General features: G+C 71.1%; 5 protein-coding genes. 4 read left to right on the top strand and 1 reads right to left on the bottom strand.

Features of this window, described 5'->3' with window-relative positions:
- The first annotated feature begins 173 nt into the window (after positions 1-173).
- The 4 genes from FNH08_RS46985 (at position 174) to FNH08_RS46970 (ending at position 3,012) form a co-directional block, all read left to right on the top strand.
- Entirely contained in the window at positions 174-758 is a 585-nt protein-coding gene (locus FNH08_RS46985; protein ID WP_152777970.1) for a dihydrofolate reductase family protein, read from the top strand.
- Positions 759-846: 88 nt separating this feature from the next.
- Positions 847-1,065 (top strand): hypothetical protein, encoded by a 219-nt coding sequence (locus FNH08_RS46980; protein ID WP_152777968.1) that lies wholly within the window; start codon positions 847-849, stop codon positions 1,063-1,065.
- Between the two features lie 214 nt (positions 1,066-1,279).
- Positions 1,280-1,693 (top strand): YciI family protein, encoded by a 414-nt coding sequence (locus tag FNH08_RS46975; protein ID WP_152777966.1) that lies wholly within the window; start codon positions 1,280-1,282, stop codon positions 1,691-1,693.
- A complete protein-coding gene (locus FNH08_RS46970) occupies positions 1,690-3,012 on the top strand; it encodes an RNA polymerase sigma factor (RefSeq protein WP_322726559.1) in 1,323 nt (440 codons plus the stop codon). The genes FNH08_RS46975 and FNH08_RS46970 overlap by 4 nt, the downstream gene beginning before the upstream one ends.
- 52 nt (positions 3,013-3,064) lie before the next feature.
- On the opposite strand, the gene FNH08_RS46965 is transcribed toward FNH08_RS46970, so the two are convergent.
- The coding region (locus FNH08_RS46965) for an ATP-binding cassette domain-containing protein (RefSeq protein WP_228034802.1) at positions 3,065-3,625 on the bottom strand (561 nt) is incomplete at its 5' end.

Raw genomic sequence — 3,625 nt, 5'->3', positions numbered from 1 at the left:
GCGCATCCCCACGGTGCGCGGGCCCCGCCCGTTTCTGAGACGCCGCTCAGGAGGCCCATGCCGGCCTCCTCGGTAAGTCTGCTGAAACCGCTCCAGGTGAAGTACTATAAATGAAGTGGTTCGCACGACTGTTCTGTCACCAGCCGTTCTGTCATCAACGGGAAGAGTCCGGTTTGCGTAAGCTCACGTACTTCATCGCCTGCTCGATCGACGGCTTCATCGGAGACCCGGGCGGCGACGCGTCGTCCATGCTCGCCTTCGTGGACGAGGAGTACCTCGGGTTCCTCAAGGAGGAGTACCCGGAGACGATGTCCACCCCCGGGCGCCGTGCCTTCGGCGTCGACGACCTGCCGAACAAGAAATACGACACGATCATCCAGGGCCGAGCCAGCTACGACCTGGCGCTGGAGATCGACGTCACCAGCCCGTACGCCCACATGCGCGAGTACGTCGCCTCGCGCACCCTCAAGGAGTCGCCCGACCCGCACGTCGAGATCGTCTCCGAGGACCTGGTCGGCAAGGTCCGCGCGCTCAAGGCGGAGGACGGCGGGCTCGGCATCTATCTCTGCGGCGGCTCGCAGCTCGCCGGCGAGCTGCTGGACGAGATCGACGAGCTCGTCATCAAGACGTACCCCGTAATGCTGGGCACCGGCATGCCGATGTTCGGTTCCGGGTTCGCCGTCACCGAGTTCTCGCTGGGCGAGACGCGGACGTTCAAGAACGGGGCGATCGTGCGGACGTACACCAGGAACCGCTGACACCGCGGGCAGCGGCGCCGGCGCCGGCGCCGAAAGAGCTTCGGTACGCAGGGGCGCGCGCGATCCCGTCCCGCAATACCCTGGGGGCATGGACAGAGATGAGCACGTCTGTCCCGTCTGCGGGCAGACAGTGGCCACGGTGGTACGGCGCCGCAAAACACTCGGCACCTGGGTGCCCGTCTGGGGCCCTGGACCGTGCAGGAACCCCCAGTGCACGGCGTGCGTCGAGTCGGCCGAGGAAGGGGCCCGGGGCATGCAGTCCGGCGGGTCGGCCGTGAAGGGCGCCGCGAGCGCGCCCCCGAAGTAAGCCGGAGCGCCGCCGCGCGCTCCCGAAGGACCCACGACAGCGACAGCGCCTGCTCCGGCGTGCGACCTGGCCGCGATCGGGGTCCTCGCCGCCCGGAAATTTCCTAAAGTTCATCCGTGTGGCCGTGCAGAGAATCGCCGGCCGGCTTCGACGTCTCCTGTGAGAGTCGCCCACACAGGCGGCCCGAACCGAAGGAAGCCGAAGGAGCGGAACCATGAAGTACCTGGTGATGATTCAGGGCACGCAGGCCGACTACGAGGGCATGCGCGGCAAGGACTCCCCGGGCTCCCCGGCCTATGACGCGGAGCAACTGCAGGCCATGTACGCCTTCATGGGCGCCCTCAACAACGACCTCGCCGAGTCCGGGGAAATGATCGACGGACAGGGCCTGGCCGAACCCGCCCGGACCCGGTCGGTCGCGCTCGGCACGGACGGCAAGCCGGTGATCACCGACGGCCCGTACGGCGAGACCAAGGAGGTGCTCGCCGGGTACTGGGTCCTGGAGTGCGAGAGCCTGGACCGCGTCACGGAGATCGCCGAGCGCATCCTCCAGTGCCCCGGCCCTGAGGGCATGACCGTGTACCCGGTCGTGATCCGGCCCATCCTGGACGGCGCGGGGGACGTGTGAGCCGTCCTGTCAGACGCACGACCGAGGTCGAGGACCTGCTGCGCCGGCACGCGCCGCAGGTCCTCGGCGCGCTCGTACGCCGGTACGGGCACTTCGACGCGGCCGAGGACGCCGTACAGGAGGCGTTGCTCGCGGCCGCCGGGAAGTGGCCCTCCGGCGGGGTGCCCGACAATCCGCGCGGCTGGCTGATCAAGGTCGCCTCGCGGCGGCTGACGGACGCCCTGCGCAGCGAGGAGGCGCGGCGGCTGCGGGAGGAGAAGGCGGCGGCCCTCACACCCCGCGACACCTTCGTGGTACCTCCGCCGGGTGCGGCCCGGGCCCCCTCCGAGGACGACACGCTCGCCCTTCTCTTCCTCTGCTGCCACCCGGACCTCACCCCGCCCGCGCAGATCGCGCTGACCCTTCGCGCGGTCGGCGGACTGACGACGGCGGAGATCGCCCGGGCGTACCTGATCCCCGAGAAGACCATGGCACTGCGGATCAGCCGGGCGAAGCAGCGGGTGCGGGGCGTGCGGTTCGGGCGCCCGGACAACTGGGAGGAGCGGCTGCCCGCGGTCCTCCACACGCTCTACCTGATCTTCAACGAGGGCTATACGGCGACCTCCGGGGCGAGCCTGCGGCGTGCGGAGCCGGCGGGCGAGGCGATCCGGCTGGCCCGTACCGTGCACCGGCTGCTGCCCGAGGACCGCGAGGTGGCCGGACTGCTCGCCCTGATGCTCCTCACCGACGCCCGCCACGCCGCCCGCACCGGCCCGCACGGCGAACTGGTCCCGCTCGATGAACAGGACCGCGGACTGTGGGACAAGGCCGCGATCGAGGAGGGCGTGGCGCTCGTGACGGAGGCACTGTCACGAGCGCGGGAACGGAAGCCGGAGCCAGAGCTGGAGCCGGGGACAGGGACAGGGACAGGGACGGAGCCGGGGACAGGGCAGGGTGGGCGGACGGTCGGGCCGTACCAGGTGCGGGCGGCCATCGCCGCCGTCCACGACGAGGCGCCGTCGTCCGACGCGACCGACTGGCGGGAGATCCTCGGCCTCTACGACATCCTGGTCGCCCTCGTCCCCGGCCCCGTGGAGCGCCTCAACCGGGCGGTCGCGGTTGCCATGGTGCACGGCCCGCACGCAGGGCTCGCCGAACTCGACACCCTGGAGCCCGAGTTGGGTACGACCCACCGCCTCGACGCGGTCCGCGCCCACCTCCTCGAACGTGCCGGCGACACCGAATCGGCCCGTGCCGCCTACGATTCGGCCGCCCGCAAGACGCTCAGCCTCCCCGAACAGCACTACTTGCACGCGCGGGCGGCCAGGCTGAAACCCTAGCCACGGGCAGCCACGGGCAGCCACGGGCAGCCACGGGCAGCCACGGGCAGCGTCAGGCAGGGGAGGCAGTCGGCAGCCCACCCGTCTCCTGGCCGCGGCCCGTCAGGCAGTACGTGCCGCCCGCCGGGTCCCGCATCACCACCCAGTGGGTGCCCTCGGCGACCAGCCGGCCGCCGCTCAGGACGCCGATCCTGTCGGCGAGCTGGTCGGCCTCCTCCAGGTACTGCGTGGTCAGGAAGACGGTGACCCCGCCCGCGACCAGCTCCCGCACGATCTGCCACACGGGGTGGCGGCTGCGCGGGTCGAGCCCGGTGGTCGGCTCGTCGAGGAAGATGATCCGGGGCTCCCCGACGAGCGTCATCGCCAGATCGAGCCGCCGCTTCATCCCACCCGAGTACGTGGCGGGCAACTTCCGTGCCGCGCCCGTGAGATCGAACCGCTCCAGCAGCTCGGCGGTCCGCCGGCGCCCCTTCTTGCGGCCCAGATGGTGCAGGTCGGCCATGAGGAGCAGGTTCTCCTCGCCGGTGAGCATGCCGTCCACCGCGGCGAACTGCCCCGTGACCCCGATCTGCGCCCGGACCGCCCGCGGGTCGCGCACCGGGTCGTGCCCGCC

Source organism: Streptomyces spongiae (assembly GCF_009377185.1).
Lineage (GTDB): Bacteria > Actinomycetota > Actinomycetes > Streptomycetales > Streptomycetaceae > Streptomyces > Streptomyces spongiae.
The sequence above is the reverse complement of the archived record's forward strand: the minus strand, read 5'-3'. Positions and strand labels throughout refer to the sequence as shown.